19 protein-coding genes are annotated in these 25,119 nt (G+C 62.6%); 16 read left to right on the top strand and 3 right to left on the bottom strand.

The features are described from left to right. The first annotated feature begins 65 nt into the window (after nt 1-65). The 3 genes from N4A58_RS20365 to N4A58_RS20355 are packed head-to-tail and all read left to right on the top strand — an operon-like array spanning nt 66 to nt 3,543. Entirely contained in the window at nt 66-1,025 is a 960-nt protein-coding gene (locus N4A58_RS20365) for an ABC transporter permease (protein ID WP_293713175.1), read from the top strand. Then, a complete protein-coding gene (locus N4A58_RS20360; RefSeq protein WP_293713173.1) occupies nt 1,022-1,882 on the top strand; it encodes an ABC transporter permease in 861 nt (286 codons plus the stop codon). The genes N4A58_RS20365 and N4A58_RS20360 overlap by 4 nt, the downstream gene beginning before the upstream one ends. Next, nucleotides 1,882-3,543, top strand: coding sequence for an ABC transporter ATP-binding protein (locus N4A58_RS20355; protein ID WP_293713171.1), 1,662 nt, complete (start codon nt 1,882-1,884; stop codon nt 3,541-3,543). Before N4A58_RS20360 ends, N4A58_RS20355 begins: the two co-directional genes overlap by 1 nt. 25 nt (nt 3,544-3,568) lie before the next feature. On the opposite strand, the gene N4A58_RS20350 is transcribed toward N4A58_RS20355, so the two are convergent. Next, nucleotides 3,569-4,066 carry an Lrp/AsnC family transcriptional regulator gene (locus N4A58_RS20350; protein WP_218157033.1) on the bottom strand — a complete coding sequence of 166 codons (498 nt, stop codon included), beginning with the start codon at nt 4,064-4,066 and terminating at the stop codon, nt 3,569-3,571. A gap of 164 nt (nt 4,067-4,230) precedes the next feature. On the opposite strand from N4A58_RS20350, the gene N4A58_RS20345 reads away from it, so the two are divergent. Further along, a complete protein-coding gene (locus N4A58_RS20345; protein WP_293713168.1) occupies nt 4,231-5,556 on the top strand; it encodes an FAD-binding oxidoreductase in 1,326 nt (441 codons plus the stop codon). Between the two features lie 5 nt (nt 5,557-5,561). On the opposite strand, the gene N4A58_RS20340 is transcribed toward N4A58_RS20345, so the two are convergent. After that, complete coding sequence (locus N4A58_RS20340; protein ID WP_293713166.1) at nt 5,562-6,662, bottom strand: FAD-binding oxidoreductase; 1,101 nt, start codon at nt 6,660-6,662, stop codon at nt 5,562-5,564. A gap of 102 nt (nt 6,663-6,764) precedes the next feature. Here N4A58_RS20340 and N4A58_RS20335 point away from each other — a divergent pair, with 102 nt between their 5' ends. The 11 genes from N4A58_RS20335 to N4A58_RS20285 all read left to right on the top strand — a co-directional run bounded on the left by N4A58_RS20335 (nt 6,765) and on the right by N4A58_RS20285 (nt 19,717). Next, nucleotides 6,765-7,640 carry a LysR substrate-binding domain-containing protein gene (locus N4A58_RS20335; RefSeq protein ID WP_293713164.1) on the top strand — a complete coding sequence of 292 codons (876 nt, stop codon included), beginning with the start codon at nt 6,765-6,767 and terminating at the stop codon, nt 7,638-7,640. A gap of 99 nt (nt 7,641-7,739) precedes the next feature. Next, nucleotides 7,740-9,800 (top strand): hydantoinase/oxoprolinase family protein, encoded by a 2,061-nt coding sequence (locus N4A58_RS20330; protein ID WP_293713162.1) that lies wholly within the window; start codon nt 7,740-7,742, stop codon nt 9,798-9,800. 4 nt (nt 9,801-9,804) lie between these two features. Further along, nucleotides 9,805-11,280 carry a hydantoinase B/oxoprolinase family protein gene (locus tag N4A58_RS20325; protein ID WP_293713161.1) on the top strand — a complete coding sequence of 492 codons (1,476 nt, stop codon included), beginning with the start codon at nt 9,805-9,807 and terminating at the stop codon, nt 11,278-11,280. Continuing rightward, nucleotides 11,271-11,789 carry a hypothetical protein gene (locus N4A58_RS20320; protein ID WP_293713159.1) on the top strand — a complete coding sequence of 173 codons (519 nt, stop codon included), beginning with the start codon at nt 11,271-11,273 and terminating at the stop codon, nt 11,787-11,789. Before N4A58_RS20325 ends, N4A58_RS20320 begins: the two co-directional genes overlap by 10 nt. Next, nucleotides 11,786-12,091: a (2Fe-2S)-binding protein gene (locus N4A58_RS20315; RefSeq protein ID WP_293713157.1), complete on the top strand. Its 306-nt coding sequence runs from the start codon at nt 11,786-11,788 to the stop codon at nt 12,089-12,091. The genes N4A58_RS20320 and N4A58_RS20315 overlap by 4 nt, the downstream gene beginning before the upstream one ends. After that, a complete protein-coding gene (locus tag N4A58_RS20310; protein WP_293713155.1) occupies nt 12,088-13,449 on the top strand; it encodes an FAD/NAD(P)-binding oxidoreductase in 1,362 nt (453 codons plus the stop codon). Before N4A58_RS20315 ends, N4A58_RS20310 begins: the two co-directional genes overlap by 4 nt. Nucleotides 13,450-13,575: 126 nt before the next feature. Beyond that, the gene (locus tag N4A58_RS20305; protein WP_293713153.1) at nt 13,576-15,039 is read left to right on the top strand and encodes an aldehyde dehydrogenase family protein; all 1,464 of its coding nucleotides are present in this window, start codon (nt 13,576-13,578) and stop codon (nt 15,037-15,039) included. A gap of 20 nt (nt 15,040-15,059) precedes the next feature. Beyond that, complete coding sequence (locus N4A58_RS20300) at nt 15,060-16,106, top strand: tartrate dehydrogenase (protein ID WP_293713151.1); 1,047 nt, start codon at nt 15,060-15,062, stop codon at nt 16,104-16,106. A 3-nt stretch (nt 16,107-16,109) separates the two neighbouring features. Beyond that, the gene (locus tag N4A58_RS20295; protein WP_293713149.1) at nt 16,110-17,546 is read left to right on the top strand and encodes an NAD-dependent succinate-semialdehyde dehydrogenase; all 1,437 of its coding nucleotides are present in this window, start codon (nt 16,110-16,112) and stop codon (nt 17,544-17,546) included. A gap of 151 nt (nt 17,547-17,697) precedes the next feature. Further along, entirely contained in the window at nt 17,698-18,039 is a 342-nt protein-coding gene (locus tag N4A58_RS20290) for a hypothetical protein (RefSeq protein WP_293713147.1), read from the top strand. A 637-nt stretch (nt 18,040-18,676) separates the two neighbouring features. Then, on the top strand, nt 18,677-19,717 hold the full coding sequence (locus N4A58_RS20285) for a fatty acid desaturase (protein ID WP_293713145.1): 1,041 nt from the start codon (nt 18,677-18,679) through the stop codon (nt 19,715-19,717). 7 nt (nt 19,718-19,724) lie between these two features. On the opposite strand, the gene N4A58_RS20280 is transcribed toward N4A58_RS20285, so the two are convergent. Continuing rightward, nucleotides 19,725-22,277 (bottom strand): PQQ-binding-like beta-propeller repeat protein, encoded by a 2,553-nt coding sequence (locus tag N4A58_RS20280; RefSeq protein ID WP_293713143.1) that lies wholly within the window; start codon nt 22,275-22,277, stop codon nt 19,725-19,727. Nucleotides 22,278-22,534: 257 nt separating this feature from the next. On the opposite strand from N4A58_RS20280, the gene mprF reads away from it, so the two are divergent. Further along, nucleotides 22,535-25,087 carry a bifunctional lysylphosphatidylglycerol flippase/synthetase MprF gene (gene mprF, locus N4A58_RS20275; RefSeq protein WP_293713141.1) on the top strand — a complete coding sequence of 851 codons (2,553 nt, stop codon included), beginning with the start codon at nt 22,535-22,537 and terminating at the stop codon, nt 25,085-25,087. The last annotated feature ends 32 nt before the right edge of the window (nt 25,088-25,119 follow it).

Below are 25,119 nucleotides of genomic sequence, written 5' to 3'. Positions count from 1 at the left end.
AACCTTCGGCCCGTGCCATCCGGCGCGGGCCTTTCCCTGAATTCCCAATTGGCTGAGGTGTCCGTTTGCCCAAATCGCTCTTGCCATGGATCCTTGTTTCCCAGCGGCTTGGCATTGCCTTGCTGACGCTGGTCATTGTGTCCTTTGCCGTCTTTTTCGCCACCGAGTTGCTGCCCGGTGACGTCGCCGAAATCCTGCTGGGGCAGGCCGCCACCCCCGAAGCGGTGGCCGGTTTGCGCACCGCGATGGGACTGGACGAGCCCGCCATGCACCGCTTTGCCGGCTGGCTGGTCGGTCTGGCGGGGGGCGACATGGGCACATCCTACGTGAACAAGATGGCAGTCAGCGATCTGATGGGCGGACGTTTGGTCAATTCCCTGCGTCTGGCGGCTGTGACGACCTTGGTGTCCGTGCCGATTGCGCTGGCCCTCGGGATCGGCGCTGCCATGTGGAAGGGTTCGATGTTCGATCGCGTGGTGTCTGTCGCGACGATCTCGGTCATTTCGGTGCCTGAATTCATGGTTGCGACGCTGGCCGTGCTGATCTTCGCCGTCTGGCTTGGCTGGCTGCCCGCGCTGGCCTATGGCGCGAATGTCGACAGTTGGGGTGCGATGCTGCGGGCCTATGCGATGCCGGTGATCACCCTGTCCTTTGTGGTGTCCGCGCAGATGATCCGCATGACCCGCGCCGCGGTGATCGAGACGATCAACACCCCCTATGTCGAGATGGCCCTGCTAAAGGGCGCCTCGCGCCGCCGCATGGTTCTGGGTCACGCGCTGCCCAACGCTTTGGGTCCGATCGCCAACGCAGTCGCCCTGTCGCTCAGCTATCTGGTTGGCGGTGTGATCATCGTCGAGACGATCTTCAACTACCCCGGCGTCGCCAAGCTGATGGTCGATGCGGTCGCCACACGCGATCTGCCCCTGATCCAGTCCTGCGCCATGATCTTTTGCGTCAGCTACCTGTCGCTGATCACGCTGGCAGACCTGATTGCCATCCTGTCCAACCCGAGGCTTCGTCGATGATGATTGAACGATCCAATGCATTCGTGATCCCGACCCCGAAGCGTCTGGGCTACTCCTTTAACTGGGTGGGCCGCGTTGGTCTGGCTGTGATCCTGTTCTGGGCCGTCGTCGCGATTGTCGGTCCGTGGATTGCCCCGCACCCCCCCGGAGAGATCGTGGATTGGGACTATTTCGGCCCCGTCACCGCAGATTTCTGGATGGGCACCGACTATCTGGGCCGCGACATTTTTAGCCGTATCCTGATGGGCGCACGTTACACAGTTGGTATTGCGCTGGCCTCGGTCGTGCTCGCCTGCGCGGGTGGCGTGATCCTTGGCATGGTGGCGGCTGTGATCGGCGGTTGGTTCGATATGATCCTGTCGCGCCTCTTGGACGCGTTCAACGGCATCCCGTCTTTGCTATTCGGTCTGGTGGTCGTGGCGGCGGTCGGCTCCTCAATCCCCGTTCTGATCATGACTTTGGCGGCGATCTATCTGCCCGGCTCTTACCGCTTTGCCCGCGCTTTGGCCGTGAACGTGAACGCCACCGACTACGTCACCGTCGCCCGCGCACGGGGCGAGAGCACGCCCTACCTGATCACCCGCGAAATCTTTCCGAATATCCTTGGCCCCGTGCTCGCCGACCTTGGCCTGCGGTTTGTGTTCATCGTGCTGGTTCTGTCTGGTCTGTCCTTCCTCGGTCTCGGGGTGCAGCCGCCGAATGCGGACTGGGGTGCCTTGGTCCGTGAAAACATCGAAGGCCTGTCTCTTGGTGCGCCAGCGGTGATCTTTCCGTCGATCGCCATCGCGACCCTGACCATTTCGGTGAACATGTTCATCGACAACTTGCCCACCAAAATTCGGGATCGGAGCGAATGATGACCCAGCCTCTTGTCACCGTTAACGACCTGCGCATCGGCGCGGTCACTGACGCAGGCCGCAAGGTCGAGATCATCCGCGGCGTGTCCTTTGACATCGCCCCCGGCGAAATCGTCGCCCTGATCGGGGAGTCCGGCAGCGGGAAAACCACCATTGCGCTGTCCCTGATGGGCTACACCCGCTCGGGCTGCTCGATCACCGGCGGGCAGATCACCTTGGACGGCACGGACGTCACCGCGCTGCCCGAGCGCAAACGCGCGGCCCTGCGCGGGACCGAAGTCAGCTATGTGCCGCAGTCGGCAGCGGCTGCGTTTAACCCGTCCAAGCGGATCATGGATCAGGTGATCGAAATCACCGCCATCCATGAACTGATGCCCAAAGCCGAGGCCGAGGCCAAAGCGGTCGAACTCTTCCGCGCTTTGGCCTTGCCGGACCCCGAAAACATCGGACACCGCTATCCGCACCAAGTCTCTGGCGGCCAGTTGCAGCGCTTGTCGGCTGCGATGGCGTTGATTGGCGGGCCGAAGCTCGTGATCTTTGACGAGCCTACAACCGCGCTGGACGTCACCACCCAGATCGAGGTGTTGCGGGCCTTTAAATCCGTGATGCAGCAGGGCGGAATGGCCGGTGTCTATGTTAGCCACGATCTGGCCGTCGTGGCCCAGATTGCCGACCGGATCATCGTGCTGAAGGGCGGGGAAATTCAGGAAACCGGCTCCACCGAGCAAATCCTGACCCACCCCGCGCATCCCTACACACGCCAGCTTCTGGCTGCGTTTGAACCCGTGCCCCACGAGCCCTTCGAACCAGAAGCCAAGGCGGTCCCCAAACCGATCCTAGAGGTCATCCACCTGCACGCAGGCTATGGCGCGCTCCGCAAGGGCGAGCCGGAAATCAAAATCCTCAAGGACGTGAATTTCACTCTGGAACGGGGCCGCAACTTGGGCGTCATCGGGGAGTCCGGCAGCGGCAAATCCACGCTCGCCCGCGCAATCGCCGGTATCCTGCCGCCTTACCAAGGCGGCATCCTACTGGACGGCCAAGAGCTGCGCGGCGACCTGAAACGCCGTAGCAAAGAGCAGTTGCGCAAGGCCCAAATCGTGTTCCAGTTGGCCGATACGGCCCTGAATCCCGCCCATTCTGTTGAGCAGATCCTTGGTCGACCGCTGGCCTTCTACCACGGTCTCAAAGGCGCCGCCCGTGAGGCGCGGGTCAAAGAACTGCTCGACATGGTGCGCTTGCCCGCGAACCTGCGGCACCGCTTGCCCGGGGAACTGTCGGGTGGTCAAAAACAGCGCATCAACCTTGCCCGCGCACTGGCGGCAGAGCCTGAATTGATCCTGTGCGACGAGATTACCTCGGCTCTCGACACCGTGGTCGCGGCGGCCATTCTGGACCTGCTCAAGGAACTCCAGCGCGAACTCAGTCTCAGCTACATGTTCATCAGCCACGATCTGTCCACCGTTGAGGCGATCTGTGACGACGTGCTGGTGATGCTAAAAGGTGAAGTGGTCGAGGCCTTGCCCGCCACCCGCATGTCCGCCGAGGCGCAGCACCCGTATTCGCGGCTGCTCATTTCCTCGATCCCGCAGCTGGACACCGGTTGGCTGGCAGGGCTGGAGCAAGACCCCAATCTGGTTGCCCAATTCGCCAACCGCTAAACGTGACGCCCCGCAGGTAGGGGCGTTATCCCACCCGATCTCCGAACAGACGCGTCAGGGGGATCTGGTTTTTCACAAACGGCGTCTTCATCACGACAAAGCTGAAGTATTTGTCGATCCCGACACCGCGGTCGATCAGTGCTTCGATGATGTTCTGATAGTCGGTGATCGACGCGCAGACAAATTTCGCCAGATAGTCGTAACCGCCGGACACCAGATGGCATTCCACGCAGCTATCGACCTTTTCCAGCGCTTCCTGAAAGCGGGCAAAGTCGATTTGGCGGTGGTTTTTCAGGGTAAACTCGGTGAACACCGTCAGCGTATCCCCCAGCTTGGCCACGTCGATCTGCGCGGTGTAACCGGTGATATATCCCGCTTGTTGCAGCTTTTTCACCCGCATCAGGCAGGGCGAGGGCGACAGCGCCACCAGTTCCGCCAGCTCGACATTCGTAATGCGCCCGTTGCGCTGCAACTCGGCGAGAATCTTTACGTCGATCCGATCGAGCTTCAGCTGGCTACTCATAACAGGGTCCTTCGGGGTCTTTACTATGGGTCACTATTGGGCGAGTCCGCGGGCAGGGGCAAGGGTTTGACATTCGACAGTAAATGCCGCTGGACCTGTGCAATCCGGCACATCCGGCTGCACGGTGCGGGCTAGGGTCAGGCAACAGACCGGAGAGACGACCCATGCCCGCCCCCTTGATGCAGATCGACACCCCCGACACCTTGCCTGACAGCGCCGACGTCGTCGTGATCGGCGCGGGCATTGTTGGCGTCAGCGCGGCCTACTGGTTGGCGCGCGGGGGAATGAAGGTCGTGCTGTTGGAAAAGGGCCGCATCGGGGCCGAGCAATCCAGCCGCAACTGGGGCTGGTGCCGCCAACAAAACAGGGACGCCCGCGAATTGCCCCTGTCCACCCGCAGCTTGGCCTTGTGGGAGGATATGACCGCCGACATTGGTCAGGACATGGGCTTTCGCCGCTGCGGGCTGCTCTATCTGTCGAACAATCAGGCCGAGATTGACGGCTGGGACCGCTGGGGCCAGTTCGCGCGGGGGCAGGGTGTGGACACCCGAATGTTGACCGCGGATCAGGCATCGGAGCGCGGCGCAGCCACGGGGAAGCGCTGGCTCGGGGGTGTCTGGTCGCCCACCGATGGCATCGCGGACCCGTCCCGCGCGGCCCCGATCATTGCCAAGGGCGTGATGCAGCATCAGGGCGTTGTGCTGCAAAATTGTGCGGCTCGCGGGATTGATGTGCAGAATGGAAACGTTTGCGCTGTCATCACCGAGCGCGGGGTGATCAAGACGCGGCAGGTGGTTATGGCAGGCGGCGCTTGGGCGGCCAGTTTCCTGCACCAGTCGGGGCTGTTCCTCCCTCAGGCGGCGGTGCGCAGCTCGATCTTGTCTGTCCAGCCAGGGGCCGAAGGGTTGCCCGATGCGCTGCACACGAACGAGGTTTCGGTGACCCGCCGCGGGGATGGGGGCCATACGCTGGCCATCTCGGGCCGCGCCAATCTGGACCCGACGCCGGGGGCCTTGTTGGGGGCCAAACACTTCTTGCCGATGTTCGCGAAACGCTGGCGCGCGCTGCGGCCGGGCGGGGTGCAGGCTTGGCAAGCGGGGCATGAGACTCGTCAGAGATGGGCGCTGGACCGTGAAACCCCGATGGAGCGGATGCGCATCTTGGACCCGACGCCTTCCGCGTCTTTGGTCAACCTGACCCTGACCCGCGCCCGCGATCTGCTGCCCGAACTGAAGAAAGTCGCCGTGCAGGCCACTTGGGCCGGTTACATCGACAGCACGCCCGATGGCGTGCCGGTGATCGACAGCGATATCGGGATCGGCGGGCTGACCTTGGCGGCGGGGTTGTCGGGGCATGGGTTCGGTATCGGACCAGGCGTGGGGCATCTGGTGGCCGACATGCTGCTGGACCGCACCCCGATCACCGAGACCGCGCAGTACAAACTGTCCCGCTTCCAAGGCACCCAATGGGGCAAGGTGGCCGAGTTCTGATGCCATCACGCGAACCGCGATATGCTGAACGGCTCCAGCGGCGTTTCACACGCGCCGGTGGTGATCAGTTCGGCCATCGCATCGCCCACGCCGGGCCCCAGCTGGAACCCGTGCCCGCAAAAGCCAAACGCATGGAACAGCCCCTGAGTGGTGCCCGAAGCGCCCACCACGGGCAGCCCATCGGCCACGTACCCTTCGCAGCCCGACCACTGGCGGATCACAGCCACATCGCGCAGGGTGGGGCACATCTGCACCAACTGCCGCAGCTGCTCTGGCAGGACATCGAAATGGGCCTTGGCATAGCCATCCGGCCCCACATCGGATCGGGGAACCCCGCCACCGAACACGATATTCCCCCGCTGGACCTGCCGGAAATAGGCTCCGTGATGCTGCGCCCATACGCCGATCACGGGCAGGATGCGGTGGGGCAGGGGCTCGGTCACGCCCATCTGGGGGCCGTGCATGGTCAGGGGAACGGTTTCCCTGAAATCCGCGGCGATCTGGCGACCCCAAGCGCCCGCGCAGTTCAGGACGGCCTCCGCGTGATAGGTGCCTTTGGAGGTCTCGACCGTGAAGCAAGCCTCGGTCCTCTGAATGCTGGTGATTGTCGTGTGATCCATGATCTCGGCCCCATCCCGCGACGCCGCACTGGCGAACGCTGGTGCGGCCAGCCGAGGGTTCGCGGACCCGTCATTCGGGGAAAACGACGCCCCGATCGCCGTCGGTCCCAGCATCGGATAGCGGCGGTGCAGATCAGTGGCGGACAGCTCCTCCAACGCCAGCCCCCACGGCACGGCATCCTGCGTGAACCGGCGCATGTCGGCCAAACTCGCCTCGTCAAAGATCATGCGCAGATGGCCCGTCGCGCGGAATTCGACGTCGCGCCCCAGCAGGGCTTCGGCTTGATGCCACAAGGCCAGCGACCGATGGGCCAGGGGCAGTTGCGGCAAGTAGCGCCCCGACCGCCGAATGTTGCCGAACGACGCCACCGTCGCCCCCGCGCCGATATACCCGCTCTCGATCAGGCGCACCCGTGCCCCGCGCCGCGTCAAAAAGAACGCCGCCGCGCTGCCCATCAGCCCGCCCCCGATCACGATCACATCCATTCCGGCCCCCTTTTGCGTTTCGCCCATCTCAGCCTGACCACAGGGCAGGGGTCAAAGACGGGAAACAGGGTCGGCCATAAGCCGCTCTTATAGGAGGCCGCGATGCGCGCCAGACAGCTCGAGGTTTTCACTGCCGTCATGCGGGCAGGCACTGTGACGGGGGCGGCGCGGCTCTTAAACATTTCTCAGCCCGCGCTGTCCCAAGTGCTGATGCATTGCGAGGATGAGTTGGGCTTCCCCCTGTTCGACCGCGAAAAGGGGCGTTTGCGCCCAACCCCCGAAGCACTGGAGCTATACCCCGAGGCCGAGCGCCTGTTCGCTAGCCTCGAAGGTTTGCGCCGCAAGACGCAGGATTTGCGGCTGGGGCGGGCGGGTTTGGTGCGAATTGCTTCGTCGGCACCCCCCGCGATGTCCCTGCTGCCGCAGGTGATGGCGGCGTTTCGGGCGCGTCACCCCGATATCCTGCTGCGCTCTCATGTGGCGCCTATTGCCACCCTGATCTCGATGCTTCGGGCGGGGGATGCGGCGCTGGCGCTGGCTTTGGATGATCGGCTCGCCCCCGATATCGACGTCGAAATCCTGCGGCAGGTGGGGTTCTGTTGTCTGCTCCCCGAAGGGCATCCCTTGGCCGACAAACCCGCGCTGACCTTCGCTGATCTGGAGGCCGAGCACGTCATCTCCTACCGCGCCGCGACCCGCCCCCATGACGAACTGGACCAAGCCGCCAGAGCGCAGGGCCTGCGCTTCGCCCCTCAGCTGGAGATTGACGTGTCCATCTCGGCCGTGGGGTTCGTACAGGCCGGATTGGGCGTGGCCGTGGTTGATGACCTGCTGCCGTGGGGGCAGTTTTCGGGGGTGGTCACGCGGCCTCTGACAGGGGCGCCCGACATGCCGCTGGCCCTGCTGACATTGGCGGGCAAAGCCTTGTCCCGCGCCGAATCCCTTATGGCGGACCAGATCCGCGCCGCCATTCCATAAGCCTGCCTTATGGGCTGCCGCGCCATGCGTCTTGGACGGGCGGGCCGCTTTCTGGTGGCATCAAGGCCAACGGAATGACCCAACCAAAAGGCACATCAAATGGACGGCAGCACCCCGATCCCCGCCGACGCGGACTGGAAAATCGGTGTCGATATCGGCGGCACTTTCATGGATTTCTGCGCGCTGGAAACGCGCTCGGGGCGGATTGCCTCGCTCAAGGTGCTAACCACGCCCGATGATCCGGGTGCCGAACTGCTGACCGGCCTGCGGCTGCTTGCAGAACGAGAGGGGCTGGCCCCCGAAACCGTCACCCGCTTTGTTCACGGGACGACCGTCGGGATCAACACGATCATCCAGCGCAAAGGGGCCGATCTGGCGCTAATCACCAACGCGGGCTTCGAGGACGTGATCGAACTGGCCCGCCTGCGGATGCCCGACATGTATTCGCTGTTTTGCCACCGGCCCGACCCCTTGATCCCCCGCGAACGCATCTTTGGCGTGCCTGTGCGGATGCGGGCGGGCGGTCAGGAGACGGTACCCTTGGATCGTGCGGCATTGACGGATGCCGTGGCGGCGGCCCAAAAAGCCGGTGCTGAAGGGATCATCATCGCCTTCCTGCACAGCTGGTCCGACCCCGCCCAAGAGGCGCAGGCCAAAGCGTTGATCGAAGAAATGGCCCCCGATCTCTTCGTCTTTACCTCGTCCGAGGTCTGGCCCGTGATCCGCGAATACGAGCGCACATCGACCGCGATCCTGAACGGCTATGTGCACCCGCGGGTGTCGGGCTACCTGACCGCGCTGCAAGACCGTCTGGCGGGACAGGGCGTGCCTGCGCGGCCCATGCTGACCAAGTCGAACGGGGGCCTTATGACCGCTGGTGAGGGGCGCCGTGACTGCGTGTCGATGCTGTTGTCCGGCACGGCTTCGGGGGTGATCGGGGCGTCTTGGTTGGCCCGGCAAGCAGGTGCGGACCGTGTTCTGACGCTGGATATTGGGGGCACTTCGGCGGATTTCGCGCTGATCATCGATGGAGAGGTCCGTTTCGGCACTGACGAGTTGATCGGAGAGTTCCCGCTGCACATTCCGTCCGTCTCGGTCAGTTCGATCGGAATTGGCGGCGGGTCGATTGCATCGGTGGACGACCAAGGTGTCCTACGTGTGGGTCCTGAATCGGCGGGGTCTTTGCCCGGTCCTGCGTGCTATGGCCTAGGTGGCGACCGCGCCACCGTCACCGACGCGATGGCCGTATGTGGGTGGCTGGGACATTCCCAGATGGCCTACGGACAGCTTCAGATGGACTTGGATTTGGCCCGCCAAGTGGTTGGAGCATTGGCCGCGCAACTGGGCCGCGGTCTGGAAGAAACCGCCCAAGCCATCCTCGATATCGCAATTTCCGAAATGTTCGTCGAGGTCGAGAAACTGTCCTCTCGCGCGGGGGTGGACCTGCGGGACTTTGCTCTGATGCCATTTGGCGGGGGCGGACCCATGCTGGGGGCCTTTCTGGCCCGGGAACTGGGGATGCGCAGCGTGATTGCGCCGCGCAGGCCGGGGGTGGTGTCCGCTTTGGGCGGGCTTGTGGCGGACCTGCGCGGGGATTTCATCCGCACGATCTTTGCCGATCTGGAGGCGCTGGCGGGCGCACTTCTGACTGACGCCTACGACGATTTGGCCAGCGAAGGGCAGGCGTGGCTTCTGGCCCAAGGGCACGAAGGGGCGGGCGACCTGTGCCTCTCTGCGGATATGCGTTACGCGGGCCAAAGCTATGAGATCGAGGTGGCCATCGACACGGGCTGGCTGAACGATGCCCAGCAAATTGCGCAGGCGTTCCACGAAACCCATCGCCGGATTTACGACTTTGACGACCCCGCAGGCCGGATCGAAGTGGTGAACCTGCGCCTCTCGGCCATCGGCGCGGCGCCGAAGCCCGAAATCCCAGTTCAAGCGGCTGATAGCGCGACCGCCGAACCCACCCGTCTTGTCCCCGTTTATCTAGATGGCTGGCAGGAGGTGCCTTTGTTCGACCGCGCCACCCTTGGCGCGGGGGGCACGTTCACAGGCCCCGCCATTGTGGCGCAAGAGGACACGACCTTTGCCATCCCCAGCGGCACCACGGCCCAAGTGGACGCCCACCTGAATATTCACCTGACCTATGCGGAGTGAGCCGATGTTCGACAAAATGACCCTTTCGGTGCTGGCCAACCATGCCCGCGCGGCGGCCGAGAACATGGCCCACACCCTGCACCGCACCGCCCATTCCGCATTCGTCAAAGAAACCCAGGACTTTACCGTCATGCTCATGGACCGCGCGGGCGATACCTTTGCCGTGCCGATGGAGCTGGGGGCCACGTGGTATCCGGGGCTGACCTATGGCCGCGCAATCGAGATGGTTGAGGATTACCGTCCCGGCGATGTGGCGTTTACCAACGATCCCTATTCGGGGCACGTCGCGACCCACGCGCCGGACACCCACCTGTGGAAACCAGTCTTTGCGGACGGAGAGATCGTCGCGTGGACCGGCGGGCATATCCACAACACGGACATGGGTGGCGCGGTGCCGGCGTCCTTGTCCCGTTCGCTGACCGAAATCCACCAAGAGGGCATCCGCTTTCCTCCGATGAAGCTGGTCCGCGAAGGCGTCTTTGACGAGCAAATCCTGCGGATTATGGAGACGAACGTCCGCAAGCCCACGCTGAACATCGGGGACATCAAGGCGCTCGTCGGCGCCCTGAACACCGGTGAGCGCAAGGTGCAGGCGATGATCCAGCGCTTTGGCAAATCGGGGTTCGTGAACGGCGTGGCTGCCCTGATGGATCAGGCCGAGGCGCAGGCCCGTGCCGTGCTGGCCCAGATCCCAGACGGTGACTACGTGTTCGCGGACTATGCCGATGAGGACAGCGATCAAGCCAACCCGTGCCGCCTGAAACTGACCCTGAAAATCAGAGAGGACAGCGCGGTTCTGGATTTCACCGGTTCCGATCCACAACTGGCGTCGTCCTTGAACGTGCCAAGTGGCGGCGATCCGCGCCACACCATGCTGCTGGTCGGGGTGTATTACGTGCTCTACTCCCTGAACCCGCGGATTTTGCTGAACACTGGGCTCACGCGCCCCTTCACCTGCATCGCGCCCGAAGGGACCGTGTTGAACCCCGTCGCCCCGGCGGCCGTCGGAATGCGGTCACTGACATGTGCGCGGTTGCGGTCGGTGATCTTTGGCGCGTTCTCTCAGGCCATTCCCGACCGGATGCCCGCCGCACCTGCGGGCAACAACTGCATTGTCAATGTCATGACCCGCGACGAGCGCTCGCAAAAATCCGTCATCGCCGCCGTAAACCCCGTGGTCGGCGGAGGAGGCGGCATGCCTCATCGTGATGGCACCAACGGCTCGGGCGCCGACGCGGCCTATCTGAAAAATACGCCCATCGAGATCACCGAGACCGAAGTTCCCGTGGAATTCGTCCGCTACGGGCTGGCGCAGGACAGCGGCGGGGCAGGCTATTGGCGTGGCGGTTTGGCGACCGAGATGGCCTTTCGCGTCTTTGCCCCAGACACGCGGATCACGGCACGGAACCGCGACCGGTCATTCTTTCGCCCTTGGGGGGTGATGGGGGCAAGGCGGCGGACCTGTCCGACATGGTCGTGAACGCAGGGACCAAGGCCGAGCGCCGTTTGGGCGCCGTGGACACCGCCACTCTGGAGCCGGGGGATGTGCTGACCGTGCGCTCGGCGGGCGGAGCAGGGCGCGGGTGCCCCTTGGATCGGCAGGCCGAACGGGTCGCGCGTGATGTGGCAGGGGGCTATGTCTCCGAAGCGGCTGCGCGGGATGAGTATGGCGTCGTGCTGGTGGATGGCGCGGTGGATGTGACGGCGACAGAGGCTTTGCGGGCATCGATGCCCCGCCACACAGAGCATTTCCATTACGGTCCAGAGAGGTCAACGTACGAGCAGCAGTGGACCGATGAGGCCTATGATCTGCTGACGGATATTCTGGCTGATCTGCCCATTCACTGGCGCTTCTTTGTGAAAACAGAGGTCTTCAAACGCATGGAAGGGCGGTCTGGCGCTGCGGGCGTGGCTGCGGCCTTTGAAGAAGTGTGCGTGCGGTTCCCTGAAGTTCCCCGTCCCGATGCACATGCAAGAGCCGCAGAATGACCGGCGGCCGCGTACACAGATTGGCAGAAAGGGACCGCGCCCTTGTCGCCTTTCATCTGGACGGTGCGCCTGTCAGCGCGTTGTCCGGTGATACAGTGCTAACGGCGATCCTGAGTCTGCGTCCCATCCTGCGGCAGGCGGAATTCGGACCCGAGGGGCGTGCCGGCTTTTGTCTGATGGGGGCCTGTCAGGACTGCTGGATCTGGCAGGAGTGCGGTCCCCGTTTGCGTGCCTGTTTCACCGAAATCCGCAGCGGGATGCGGCTACGCACCGTAGCGCCGCGGCCGTGGGACAGGCCATGACGCGGGTGCTGATCGTCGGTGCGGGCCCTGCGGGAATGCGCGCGGCAGAGACGCTGGCCACGGCTGGTATTACCCCCGTCGTCGTGGACGAGGGCGCTCGGGCCGGCGGGCAGATTTACCGCCGCCCGCCGCGTGGATTCTCAAGACGCCCCGAGGCGCTGTACGGCTCTGAAGCGTCCAATGCCATCGCGCTGCACCAGTGCTTCGACGCGTTGGTGACGCAGAATAGGGTAGAGTATCGCGCGCAGACTTCCGTCTTGGGGCTGCGGGATGGGACGGCGCACCTGTCAGGACCTGCGGGGTACGAGCAGATTGGTTTTGAGCGGCTCATTCTGGCAACGGGCGCGATGGACCGCGTTGTGCCCATTGCTGGCTGGCAAACAGGCGGGGTCTATACGCTGGGGGCCATGCAGATCGCGCTCAAGGCGCAGGGCGTCGCTCTGGGGCGGCAGATTGTGCTGCTGGGAACGGGGCCTTTGCTGACTTTGCTGGCCGTGCAGTTGGTGCAGTCTGGGGCGGATGTGCGCGCGGTTCTCGATACTTCTGACATGTGCGGGCAAGTGCGCGGAGGCGTGGCGATGGCTGCGGTGCGGCCTTGGGTCACTTTGCGCGGGCTCGGACTGCGCCGCCAATTGGGGCGCCGCTATCACGCGGGGATCACTCCGCTGCGGATCGAGACGGACGAGCAGGGCCCAACCGCCGTGCACTGGCGCGATGCCAAGGGGACCCAGCACGTGACGTCTTGCGATGCGGTCGGGATGGGCTGGCACCTGCGCGCCGAAACGCACCTTTCTGATCTGGCAGGCGCGCAATTTTACTGGGACGAAGATTTCGTACAGTGGCTGCCAGAGATCGACGGATTTGGCAGGGCGCGCGCAAACCTCTATTTAGCAGGGGACAGCGCCCGTTTGCTTGGGGCCGATGCGGCTGAAATCGCGGGGCGTTTAGCGGCCACAGCGTGTTTGCGTGATATGCACCTCGCTGCCCCTGATCCGATTGCAGATTTGCGCCGGATTGATCGGATGGAGCGGTTCGCGCGGGCCATGCAGCGCGCGTTCCCTTGGCCCGCCAATATGGTGCGTCAGACCGAAGATCACACGGTTCTGTGCCGATGCGAAGGCGTCACGGCGGGCGATCTGCGTCAAACCGCCGATTGGTCCGGCCCCGAAGCGAACCGTGCCAAATCGCTGGGGCGTGTCGGAATGGGACGGTGCCAAGGGCGCTACTGCCAACTGGCCGGGGCTGAGGTGATTGCGGCTCAGGCTGCCATGCGCACCGAAGATGTCGGTCGACTGCGGTCTCAAGCACCCGTGCGGCCCGTTCCCCTCAGCGCTCTGATCCAAGCCAGCTCTGACTGACGGCACAATCTTCTGCGCAGTGCCCCGTGCGCCGCAGTGGATTATGCCGCGTTGCCCAAGCATTCGGCAGCATTGCCCGCGCCCACCGCGGGATTTTCAACCTGACCCCTTGCGAAAGAACTTGCGATGACACTGGCCTTTGATCCTGCGACCCTGACCTTGCCCTGTGCCCACTATATCGGGGGCGCCTATGTGCCCGGCGCCGAGGGGATTGCGGTGAGCTTGCCCTCGACCGGAATGGCGGTGGGGGCGGTTCCGGTGGCGGACGCGGGCACCGTGGATCGGGCGGTTCAGGTGGCACGGGATGCATTGGCGTCCTCTGGCTGGGCCGGATGCACGCCCCGTGACCGGCTGAAAGCCTTGCATCGCTGGGCCGATCTGATCGAGGCCGAGGCCAGCACTCTGGCGGGGCTGGAGGCGATTTGTTCGTCGCGCCCCTATGCCCATGCGCTGACCGGCGATGTGACCGTGACGGCCGAGCAAATCCGGTTCTTCGCCGAATTCGCGGACAAGGAGGGCGGTTCGCTGGCCCCCACAAATGACAGCAGCTTTGGCTATATCGACGATGCGCCCTATGGGGTGATCGGGGCGATCACGCCTTGGAACTTCCCGATCTCGATGGCGGGGTGGAAGCTGGGGCCAGCCTTGGCCGCAGGGAATGCTGTGGTGCTGAAACCCTCCGAGATGACGCCTTATTCCACGATCTACATGGCTGAACTGGCCGTACGCGCGGGCATTCCGGCAGGGCTGATCAACGTGGTGATTGGCGATGGCCCGATCACGGGGAACGCGATTACAGGGCACGGGGGCATCGATAAGGTGTCCTTTACCGGATCGACCCGCGCAGGTGCCGCGATCATGGAGAATATCGCCCGCACCGGCATCAAACCCATGACCTTGGAGCTGGGGGGCAAGAGCCCGATGGTGGTGTTTGCCGACGCCGATCTGGATCTAGCGGTGGACTGTCTGGATCGTGGGATTACCCCCAATGCAGGCCAGTTCTGCGTGGCCGGATCGCGCATCATTGTCGCCCGCGAGATTGCCGATGAACTGGCCGCGCGGCTGGCCGAACGGTTCCGCGCCTATCGCCCTGCCGATACCTTTGCCGCCGATCCGGGGTTCTGCCCGATCATCTCGGACCGCCAGCTACAGCGGATCGACAGCATCGTGGAGGCGAGCGCGAAACAGGGCAGCGAAATCCTCTGTGGTGGGGACCAGTTCGACCATCCGGGCAGCTTCTATCAACCGACCCTGATCGCGGGTGTGGATGCCGCAAACCCTGCCGTGACCGAGGAAATCTTTGGCCCCGTCGCCACTTTCCAGACCTTCGAGACCGATGAAGAGGCGATGCAACTGGCCGAGCATCCGACCTATGGCCTCTGTGCGGGGCTCTTTACCCGCGATCTGTCCCGCGCCCTGCGCCTGTCGCGTAAACTCGAGGCAGGGACCGTTTGGATCAACCGCTATGGCCGCAGCCGCGACCACATTCTGCCCACCGGCGGGTGGAAAGCCTCTGGCCTCGGCAAGGACTTGGGCCGCGAGGCCTATCACGCGAACCGCCGCACGAAATCGGTGCTGATCGACCTCTGATCAGCCAAAGGAGACTATGAATGACCCCCTACAAGATCGCCCTGATACCCGGTGACGGCATCGGCGTGGATGTGACTGACGCCACCATGCAGGTGCTGGACGCTGCCGCCGCCAAGTTCGGTTTCGCGCTGGAGCCGACCACCTTTCCTTGGTCCTGCGAATACTATCTGGAGCACGGCGCGATGATGCCCGCCGACGGGATCGAAACCCTGAAGGGCTTTGACGCGATCTATCTGGGGGCGGTTGGATGGCCCGCGACGGTGCCTGATGCGGTGTCCTTGCACGGGCTGCTGCTGCCGATCCGAAAGGCGTTCAAACAATACGCCAACATCCGTCCCCATCGCCTGCTTGCCGGTGTCGAAGGCCCGTTGAAGGCCGAAGGGTTTGACATCCTCTGCATCCGTGAGAACACCGAAGGCGAGTACTCCGGCGCCGGTGGCCGCGTTCATCAGGGCCAAGGCAACGAGGTTGCCGTCGAGACCGCCATTTTCACCCGCGAAGGGGTGGAACGGATCATCCGCTTTGGCTTTGAACAGGCCATGATGCGCCGCAAGCATCTGACATCGGTCACCAAATCCAACGCGCAGAAATTCTCGATGGTGTTTTGGGACGAGGTGACCCGCGAAGTTGCCGCCGATTACCCCGAAGTCACCGTCAGCCACATGCATATCGACGCGATGGCGGCCAAGATGGTGATGGCCCCGCAGGACTTGGACGTGATCGTCGCGTCGAACCTCTTTGGCGATATCCTGACCGATCTGGGGGCGGCCATTCAGGGGGGCTTGGGCTTTGCGGCCTCAGCTAATATCAGCCCGGATCGCGCGCTGCCGTCGATGTTTGAACCCGTGCACGGATCGGCCCCCGATATCGCGGGGCAGGACATCGCGAACCCCATCGCAGCGATCTGGTCGGGGGCGATGATGCTGGACCATCTGGGGCAGGCCGAAGCCGCTGCCGCTGTTCTGAAAGCGATTGAGGCGGCCACGGGTCAGGGCATCGGCATCCGTCCCGGCCTGAATTCCACATCCGAAATCACCGCGGCGATCCTGTCCGCCTTGGAGGCCTGAGCCATGCAGTTGAACGATCCCGATCTTTTCCGTCAGGCCGCGTTGATCAACGGCGAATGGATAGCTCGCGATGATATGGCGGTGATCAACCCCGCCACCGCCGCGCCCATGGGTCACATGCCCGACTGCACGGCGGAGGAAACCTCTGCCGCCATCGCCGCCGCCGAAGAGGCGATGATTGCGTGGAAGGCCAAGAGCCATCTAGAGCGCGCCGACCTCCTGATGGCGTGGTACGATCTGATGCTGGAACACGCGGACGATCTGGCGATGATCCTGACTTGCGAGCAGGGCAAACCGCTGGCCGAGGCCAAGGGGGAAATCCTGTACGGTGCATCCTTTGTCCGCTGGTTCGCTGAAGAGGCCCGCCGCATCAACGGGCACATCATCCCGTCGCCCGTCTCGGGCAAGAAGATTTTCGCGATGAAAGAGCCCGTGGGAGTCTGCGCGATCATTACCCCTTGGAACTTCCCCAACGCGATGATCACCCGCAAGGTCGCGCCGGGTCTGGCCGCTGGCTGCACCATGGTTATCAAGCCGTCGGACTTCACTCCGTATTCGGCCTTGGCCTTGGGTGTCTTGGCGGAGCGGGCGGGCATCCCCAAAGGCGTCCTGAACATTCTGACTGGCCGCCCCGAGGTCATCGGTGCCACGCTGACGGCCAGCCCCGTGGTACGCAAACTGTCCTTCACCGGCTCGACCCGCGTAGGGGCGTTGCTGGCGGAACAGTGTGCGCCGACGCTCAAGAAGATGTCGCTGGAATTGGGCGGCAACGCGCCGTTCATCGTGTTTGACGACGCTGACTTGGACGCGGCGGTCGAAGGGGCGATGGCCTCCAAGTTCCGCAACGGCGGACAGACTTGCGTTTGCGCCAACCGCATTCTGGTGCAGTCGGGAATTCATGACGCGTTCGTGGCGGCCTTGGCGGCCAAGGTGGACGCTTTGAAGGTCGCCGCAGGCACCGAAGAGGGCGCGATGATCGGCCCGATGATCAACGCCGCCGCCATCGACAAGATCAACGCCCATGTGGCCGACGCCATGTCCAAAGGCGCGACCAAAGCCACCGCCGAGCGCGAGCTGGCCGCGGGGTTCGCGGACCCCGTGGTGCTGATCGGCGCGACCACTGACATGCGCTTGGCGTCCGAAGAAACCTTTGGCCCCGTTGCGCCGATCTTCAAGTTCGAGACTGAAGAAGAGGCGCTGGCCATCGCCAACGGCACGCCTTTCGGCCTGGCTGCGTATTTCTACACCACGGACATGGCGCGTGCCTTCCGCGTGGGCGAGGCGCTGCAGGCAGGGCTCGTGGGCCTGAACACCGGCGCGGTCAGCCATGCAGAGGCGCCGTTCGGGGGCGTGAAATCCTCGGGTCTTGGCCGCGAGGGCGCGCAAGAAGGAATCGAGGAATACCTCGAGACCAAAGCTTTCCACTTCGGCGGGATCTGAGCCGCGCCTATAGTAGACCTATGAGAAAGGGCCGCCCAAGCAATCGTGTGGCCCTGTTGGTGTTCACCTGAGTGGGCTTGGAGCATTAGGGCCAAGGGGAATTGGTGATGCTGACGCACTTCGGTTTCTAAGCCACGACGCAGGCACCCTTGTGCATTTCCAGATCACCTATCTTGGAGCCTTGCTGGCTAAGAACCAAGGGATTGATCAGCAGCTGGCTGCGGCAGAGAGCACGGTCACGAGCGGCTTTGTGATGGGGGCGGGGCACCGCTATGGCGTCTACCGTAACAAGATGCCCCAAGGGCAAGCCGTGGCGCTGACAAAACGCGGTTTGCCATCCGACAAGGCCAAGCCCGTGGGCGCATCTGTGCTTGGTCCGGTTGGTATGGCGGGGTATGCGTCACAGGCGAAGCGGATCACCTCGAGCCTTCTGAGGTATGACGGATCGGCTGCCTTAGTGCTAAACCGAAAAAATAAGGTTTGCAAAGAGTGACCGAGGAATTGATGGCCCTATGCCTGTCGACTGGACTGTTTAGGGCGGTTTAACGTTACCGATCGGCACCGACCTATGCATTCAGCCGTTTTGGTCGATTTTCAGTATCTTACCGCAAAAAGTTCGGGGAAAGGCCGTCTGAAACTGGTCGCGCCCAAGTGTTGGGCGCAGGCAAAGCCTACACGTGCGCTTTGGCCGCAGCCCCTCTGAATTAATTTGCAAATCGCGCTGTCCAGCGGGATCATCGCCGGATCCCGCGATTTTAGCCTGCCTGATCATGGAACAATAGGCTCGAGTGCGGCGCATATCTGCCGCAAGGTCAACTTTGTCCGGCCACTCAGAGTGCTGTAATGAATTCATGAGCTTGGCGTGCAAACGCTTGGCGCGTGCGGCATGCCAGAACCCATCCGAAACCACTGTCCGAATAGATGTAGCTGACCGAGAAATGGCCGCGCACGCTTGGACAGAGCCCTATTGCGTAGGGGAATTTTGACCAGCGCATTCGCATAGATCGACTGTCAAACGTCGGGATTGGCTGCAATTCTTCTTTCTCGCAGGGGGCGTTTTGTGTAAATCGGCGCACGGCTTGTTCGTAATTGCGAATATAGCCCATTAAAAAACGTGAACGAGCCGGACAATGAACGCAGAAAAAAACGACGCCGCGATCCGCACCGAGCGGGAATGGGTGCGAGTCCTTGCCAAGTATCGGGATCCCGTATTGGCGCGCAGCATTACTGAAATCGTGGTCACGCTGGTGCCCTTGTTTGCCCTGTGGGGCATCGGGATCTGGCTGTCGACAGTTTTGCCGATCCTAGCACTGCCGGTGGCGGCGGTCGCAGGGTTGTTTTTGGTCCGTGCGTTCATTCTGCAGCACGACTGCGGTCATGGCGCGTTGCTGCCCAATCGCAAGGTTCAGGACATGTTGGGCCGGATGATGGGCGTTCTGACGGTCACGCCCTACGCGGTCTGGCGCCAGACCCACGCGGTGCATCATTCGGCTGCCGGTCATTTGGACAAGCGCGGCATGGGCGATGTCACCACCCTGACCACCGAAGAATACCGCGCCCGCGGATTTTGGGGCCGTCTGGGCTATCGCGCCTATCGTCACCCGCTCTTTCTGTTCGGCATGGCTCCTGCGCTGCTGTTCCTGTTCCAGAACCGCGTCCCTCTGGGTCTGATGAACGAACGCCGCTATTGGCAGAGCGCTATGGGCACCAATCTCGCGATCCTTGGTCTGCTTGCGGTGTTCTGGCTGATCGGCGGATGGGCCGCGATCTTGCTGGTTTGGTTGCCGTCCGTTGTCGTCGGCGCGACGGTTGGCGTTTGGCTGTTTTACATCCAGCACCAGTTCGAAGAGACCTGCTGGGATGAGGGGACCGATTGGGACCTGCATCACGCGGCTCTGCACGGCAGCTCGCACTACATCATGCCCGGCTGGATGGCTTGGATGGTCGGCTATATCGGAATCCACCATGTGCACCACCTGTACAGCCGGATTCCGTTCTACCGTTTGCCCGAAGTTCTGCGTGATTTTCCCGCTCTGGGAGAGGCGCAGCAGCTGACCATCGGCGAAAGCTTTGCTTGCGCGCGCCGTCATCTGTGGGACGTGAAAACGCGCCGTCTGCTGACGTTCCGTGAATATGCAGCGATGCTGCGCAATGAAATGGCTGTTGCCTGAGCGCGGCTCAGAGCAACAGGTCCTCTTCGGTCAATGTATTGATCCGCGTGACGAGCACCGAGAAATCGGCTTGCCCGTCACCAGTCACATCCGCCTTTAGCAGCATGTGACGGCCCGAGTCCTCGGCCCACACCGAATGGGTTGCGGCACTGTCTGACCAGCTCAGGGTCTGGTTTCCGCTCTTGTTCCCGTTGGCATCTATTGCGCTCAGGTCGATCAGGTCCTCGCCCCTGTCGAACTGATAGAGCTTGTCGCGCTGGTTTTTGCGCGTGCCGCTGTCCGTGACCGAGGTAAAGACAAAGGTGTCCGCAGCCCCATCGCGCCCTGCATAGAGCAGGTCCCGGCCCGCGCCGCCGGTGATGGTGTCCGCACCTGCCGCCCCCTTCAGGACATTGTTGCTGTCTGATCCGGTTAGGCTGTCGTCGCCTTTGCCTGTGGCGACATTTTCGATCGAGACGAAGCGATCCCGCCCGTAGCCCGTGCTTTGGAACTGTGTGTGGGACAGGTCAACGGTCACGTCTCTGGCGCCTCTGAAGAGGGCGGTGTCCGTGCCCACCCCGCCAGCCAGGACATCCTTGCCACCGCCACCGATCAGGGTGTCGTCTCCTTCGAGCCCGAGCAGGGTGTCGCCCCTAAGTGCCCCGATCAGCCTGTCCCCGCCCGCAGTGCCGGACAGATCGTCTGCGTCACGGGTGCCGCGCACGGTCTCTCCGTCACTGCCCAAAGCGGCTGAGTTTTCCCAGATTGTGATCCCGCGTTCCAGCAGATCGGACATGTCGCGCCCAAGAACAACGAAGTACCCGTCATTTTTACTTAAGAAGGACCACTGCGCTTGTTCGCCGCCGTCGTGGGTGGTGTCGCTGGCATCCTCGTAAGTCGCTTGGGTCGCTCCCGTCAGATCGCTGACCACGATGCTGCCGCGATCCGCCTGATACAGCCACATGCCGTCCGCCGACCACTGAACCGTGCCGTAGCGCCCAGTATTTCCCACCAGATCGCCGGTCGCCGCGTCATAAATTCCGCCGGAAAAATCTGCAACATAGGCGCCATCAGGGGAGAAGACCGCATCCATCCATGCCTCTTTTCGCCACAGAACTTCTCCGTTGTGCAAATCAATGACAGAGACTTCTTTGGACTTGGTGCCCACGGCGATCTTGGTCCCGTCCGGCGACAGATCGATCCCGTTCACAAAGGGCCATCCGCCAATCTCGGCCTGCCAGATCACGCTGCCAGTCGCGCTGTCCAGCTTGTACAGGTAGTTGTCCCCAGCCCCGACGAGGACAGAGGCGTCATCCTCGCAGAAGACGATTTTGCGAACCTGACCTTGGATCGTCGTACTGTCCCAGAGACTATCGCCGGTGCGCGCGTTGAACATCGTCAGGTTGCCAAAGCTTCCCCCTGACAGAACGCGGGTCCCCGCGTCGTTCATGCCGATCTCGAGCCCTTCGAGCGCGCGGTTGCCAGATTGCCCATAGCTTGACCGCCACAGCTCGGTGCCGTCGGTCCCGTCCAGCACGACCAGATCGGCGGTGTAGCCGCTGGGGCCCGTGTGCGGGGTGGTCAGATAGGCGACCTTTCCACCATCCTCAGACATCGCGCCGCCCCATGCCTCCCATCCTGTTTGATGGGTCCAGAGAACGTCTCCGTCATAGGTCATCTTGACCAGCGTGCCGTTCTCTTTGTGGCCCGAAGTCTCTGCGTCCGAGCTGCCAGCCCAGTTCTCTTGTCCAGGAATGGCGACAAAGGTTCCTTCCATCTCGGAGGCAACGCCGCGCCAGAACCCCGTTTCTGTTTCAACTGTGGTCGCCACGGTGAAGATGTCAGCCTCGGCATCACTGGCGGTCAGCGTTTCTTGGATATGGCCCGCTAGGTCGCTGCCCGTGTAGACCGCGCTTTCGATCCCTTGGCCGGACACACGGACGAACCAGTCGTCCCGCTCTGGCACATCTACCGAGAACTGCAGTTCGCCCGCAGTGATCGTTGCCTCGACGCTGTACCACTGGCCATATTCTGTGCCGACCTCGACCATCACCTGCGACACCCCGTCGGGCAGGGTAAAGGTTCCGGACAGTGTCTGATCGCCAGAGGGCAGGGAGCTCGGGTCAGAATTCACAAAGGTGATCGGGACCGTCAACGACATCGTCGTGTCGTCCGACTGAAGTAGAGATAAGTCCCGCCACGCGTCCTGATCGGTACTGATGTAAAAGGTAAAGCTGTAGGTGGCGGTCTCGCCGACCTCTGGTGGGGTGTTGTCAAACCGTGTCTCGTAGACGCCGCTGAGCCAGTTCTGAACAATCAGGCTCTCGCCCGCGTCCAGCGTGATTGATCCGCCGTTGGGAAAGGTAGCAAAGCCTCCCGAATCCACAGGCAGGGGCCAGCCTTCTAACCCGTTGCCCTCTTCGTCCTGTACGGCGACTTGGTAGTAGAGAGTCGGGGTCGTGCCGGAGGCGGTATTCGTCAGGAGAAGTTGAGCATTCCGGTGGACCCCGTCGAGCACTGCATCAAATTCGTCTTGTGATAGATAGCTGAGGGTCAGCCCGTTCCAGTGCGTTGTCGTCATCCCCAGCGTCCTCTGACCTATTGAACAATCCTGACGAGAGTTTACGCCTCGCTCCCCACTGTGAAAGATATCAAACGGAGTGGGTCGGTGACCCATTTTGGCCCCCAAGGTCGGCACAAACGGGCCACGTGACGGCAGGGAAGCGTTTGGTCCTACTTTACAAATCCCGCGGATCGCGCAGTTTGATCATGAGAAGTCATTCCATACCGCAGCCGTTCTGTGCCATAGCAGCACAATTCCAAAGGGCAGGAGCACACGTGTCGGGTCAAACTCTTCAGGTTCTGCGCAGGGCATTTCCGATCCTGCTGGGGGCTGTGCTGTTTGCTATGGGCATTTACGCGCTGCTCCATTTGCTGCGTCCCGTGGATTCCGGAGCAATCCTGCAACAGATTAAAGCAACCCCTTGGACGGCGCTTTGGGGGGCCATTGGCGGCACGTTTGTCGCCTATGTCGCGCTGGCCTTTTATGACGTTTACGCCCTGCGTTATATCGGGAAATCCTTGTCCGGCGGGATCGTCGCCCTTGGTGGTTTTCTGGGATACGCCTTTGGCAATACGATTGGTGTCAGTGTCGTGTCGGGCGGTGCAGTCCGCTACCGGATCTATTCCGCCTATGGTTTGAATGCGTTCGAGGTCGCGGCTATCTCTGGCTATATCGGGCTTGCGCTTGGGACGGGGCTCACACTGGTCGGGTTGGCGGCGCTGGCGGTCCATCCCCACGCAGTGATTGGCTATCTGCCATATGGTCCTATGACTGTGCGTGTCGTCGCGGGCGGTCTCTTTGCTGTGTCCGTTGCGTTGATTGTCTGGATGTCCTTTGCCGACAGGCGATTGACTGTGATGGGCTATCAGCTGCGCATGCCGCCGCCGCGCGACTTGGGCGGGCAGGTGATCGTAGTGCTACTCGATATTGCCAGCGCCTCGTTTGCCTTGTGGATCCTGCTGCCTGCGGGCAAGCCGGATTTCGCAACTTTTGTCGCGATCTATTCGACGGCCATGATGGTCGGCGTCCTAAGTCACGTGCCCGGCGGGGTGGGGGTGTTCGAAACGGTTGTGATCGGCACGCTACCCGCCGACGTTCCTGTGGGGGATGCCGCCGCCGCGCTACTGCTGTTCCGCTTGATCTACTATCTCGTCCCCTTTGCAATTGGCTTTTTGATTGTAGCCTTGAACGAAGCGCGCGTGGCTGGCGGCTGGGTGGGCCGCTCGCTGTCCCGCCTGCCTGCGCCGATGCAGCCTGCGCTGTCGACCCTGCACGGGCTCGTGCCGTCGCTGACGGGGTTGGTGGCCTTTGGATACGGGATTTATCTGCTCGCGATTACCATGATCCCGTCCGTGCGGACCGACGCAATGGCCGAAGGCGATCTGATCTCCACACTGCTCCGCGAGGGCGGCACGCTCGCTTCTGCCGTGGCAGGGGTTACGCTCCTGATCATCGCGCACGGCCTCGCGCGGCGGGTGTCCTCGGCCTATTGGCTGGCGATTGTGACACTCTTGGGCGGCGCTGCGGGGGCATTGCTGGACGGCGGCAACTGGCCAAGTGCGCTCGTCCTCTCGCTTGGCGTCTTGGCGCTGTTGCCCCTGCACAAGTCCTTTGACCGCCACGGCCCGCTGACCCAAGGCGTCTTTGGCCCGCGTTGGTTCCTGATGATGACGGCGGTGGTCTGTGCCACGGCGGCTTTTGCCTACTATGTGAACCGCACGGTGCCCTATACCACCGATCTCTGGGTCGAATTTGCGCCGGATTCTGACACGCCTCGGGCGCTGCGATCTGGACTGGCGGCGTCGGCAATGCTGCTTTTCTTCTGTTTGTTCTTGGCTCTGCGCCCCACACAGCAGCGCAGCGGATCGGCACCAGATCCGATGGTGCGCGCGGCCGCCATCTTGCAGCAGACCCAAGACCCCGCAGGTTGGCTCGCCCTGACCGGAGACAAAAAGCTGCTCTTTTCCGAGCAGAACGATGCCTTTTTGATGTATGCGGTGTATCGCGGGCGCTGGGTGGCCTTTGGTGATCCGATTGGCAACCCAGAGCGGTTTGCAAGCCTTGGGGCGCAGTTCATTGATCAGGCGGCGCGGGCCAATGCCCGACCTGTGCTGTATGGCGTCAGTCAGGCGCATTTGCCGATCTGGACCGATCTGGGCTTTGGTATGAACCGGATCGGGGACGAGGCCATCGTGAACCTGAAGGGTCGCGGCACAACACCCCCGACTGACCTGACCTTCGAGGTCCTACATCCGCCGCACACCCACGTTTTCACAGAGCTCAAAGAGGTGTCTGATGCGTGGCTTCATGGTGCCTCTGGGCAGGACAAAAAATTCTCGGTCGGGCTGTTCGCACCCGAGTATCTGTCGAATTTCGAGATTGCGGTGCTGCGCCGCGCAGATCAGATCGTGGCGTTTGCCAACCTGCTGCCGGCCAATAACGGCCAGACCCAAGGCGTCGATTTGCTGCGATATCGCCCCGAAGAAGGGGCAGAGATCATCGGCACCCTGCTGTCACACTCTATGGCCTATGCAGCCGAGACGGGGGCGCAGTATTTCAGTTTGGGCATCGCGCCGCTTGCAGGTCTGTCGGACAAAACTGTGGGCCGGACATGGAACCAGTTTGGCCGCTTGATCTATCGTCACGGCGGCGCGTTCGACAGTTTCGAAGCGTTGCGCACTTTCAAGCAGGGGTTCGACCCCGAATGGCACCCGCGCTATGTCGCGCTGCCACCAAACGTCTCGCCTTTGGTGATCATGAGCGACATGGCATCCTTGGTGTCTGGGTTGCCTCGGCGTCAGCGGTTGCGCCAATCAAAGGCCTCGTGATCTGATTCTCGCGGGGGATCGTTTTCCTATTC

Origin of the sequence: Donghicola sp. (assembly GCF_025210255.1) — a bacterium.
Taxonomy (GTDB): Bacteria; Pseudomonadota; Alphaproteobacteria; order Rhodobacterales; family Rhodobacteraceae; genus Donghicola; species Donghicola eburneus.
Note: the sequence above shows the minus strand (reverse complement) of the source record. Positions and strands in the feature narration are given on the sequence as shown.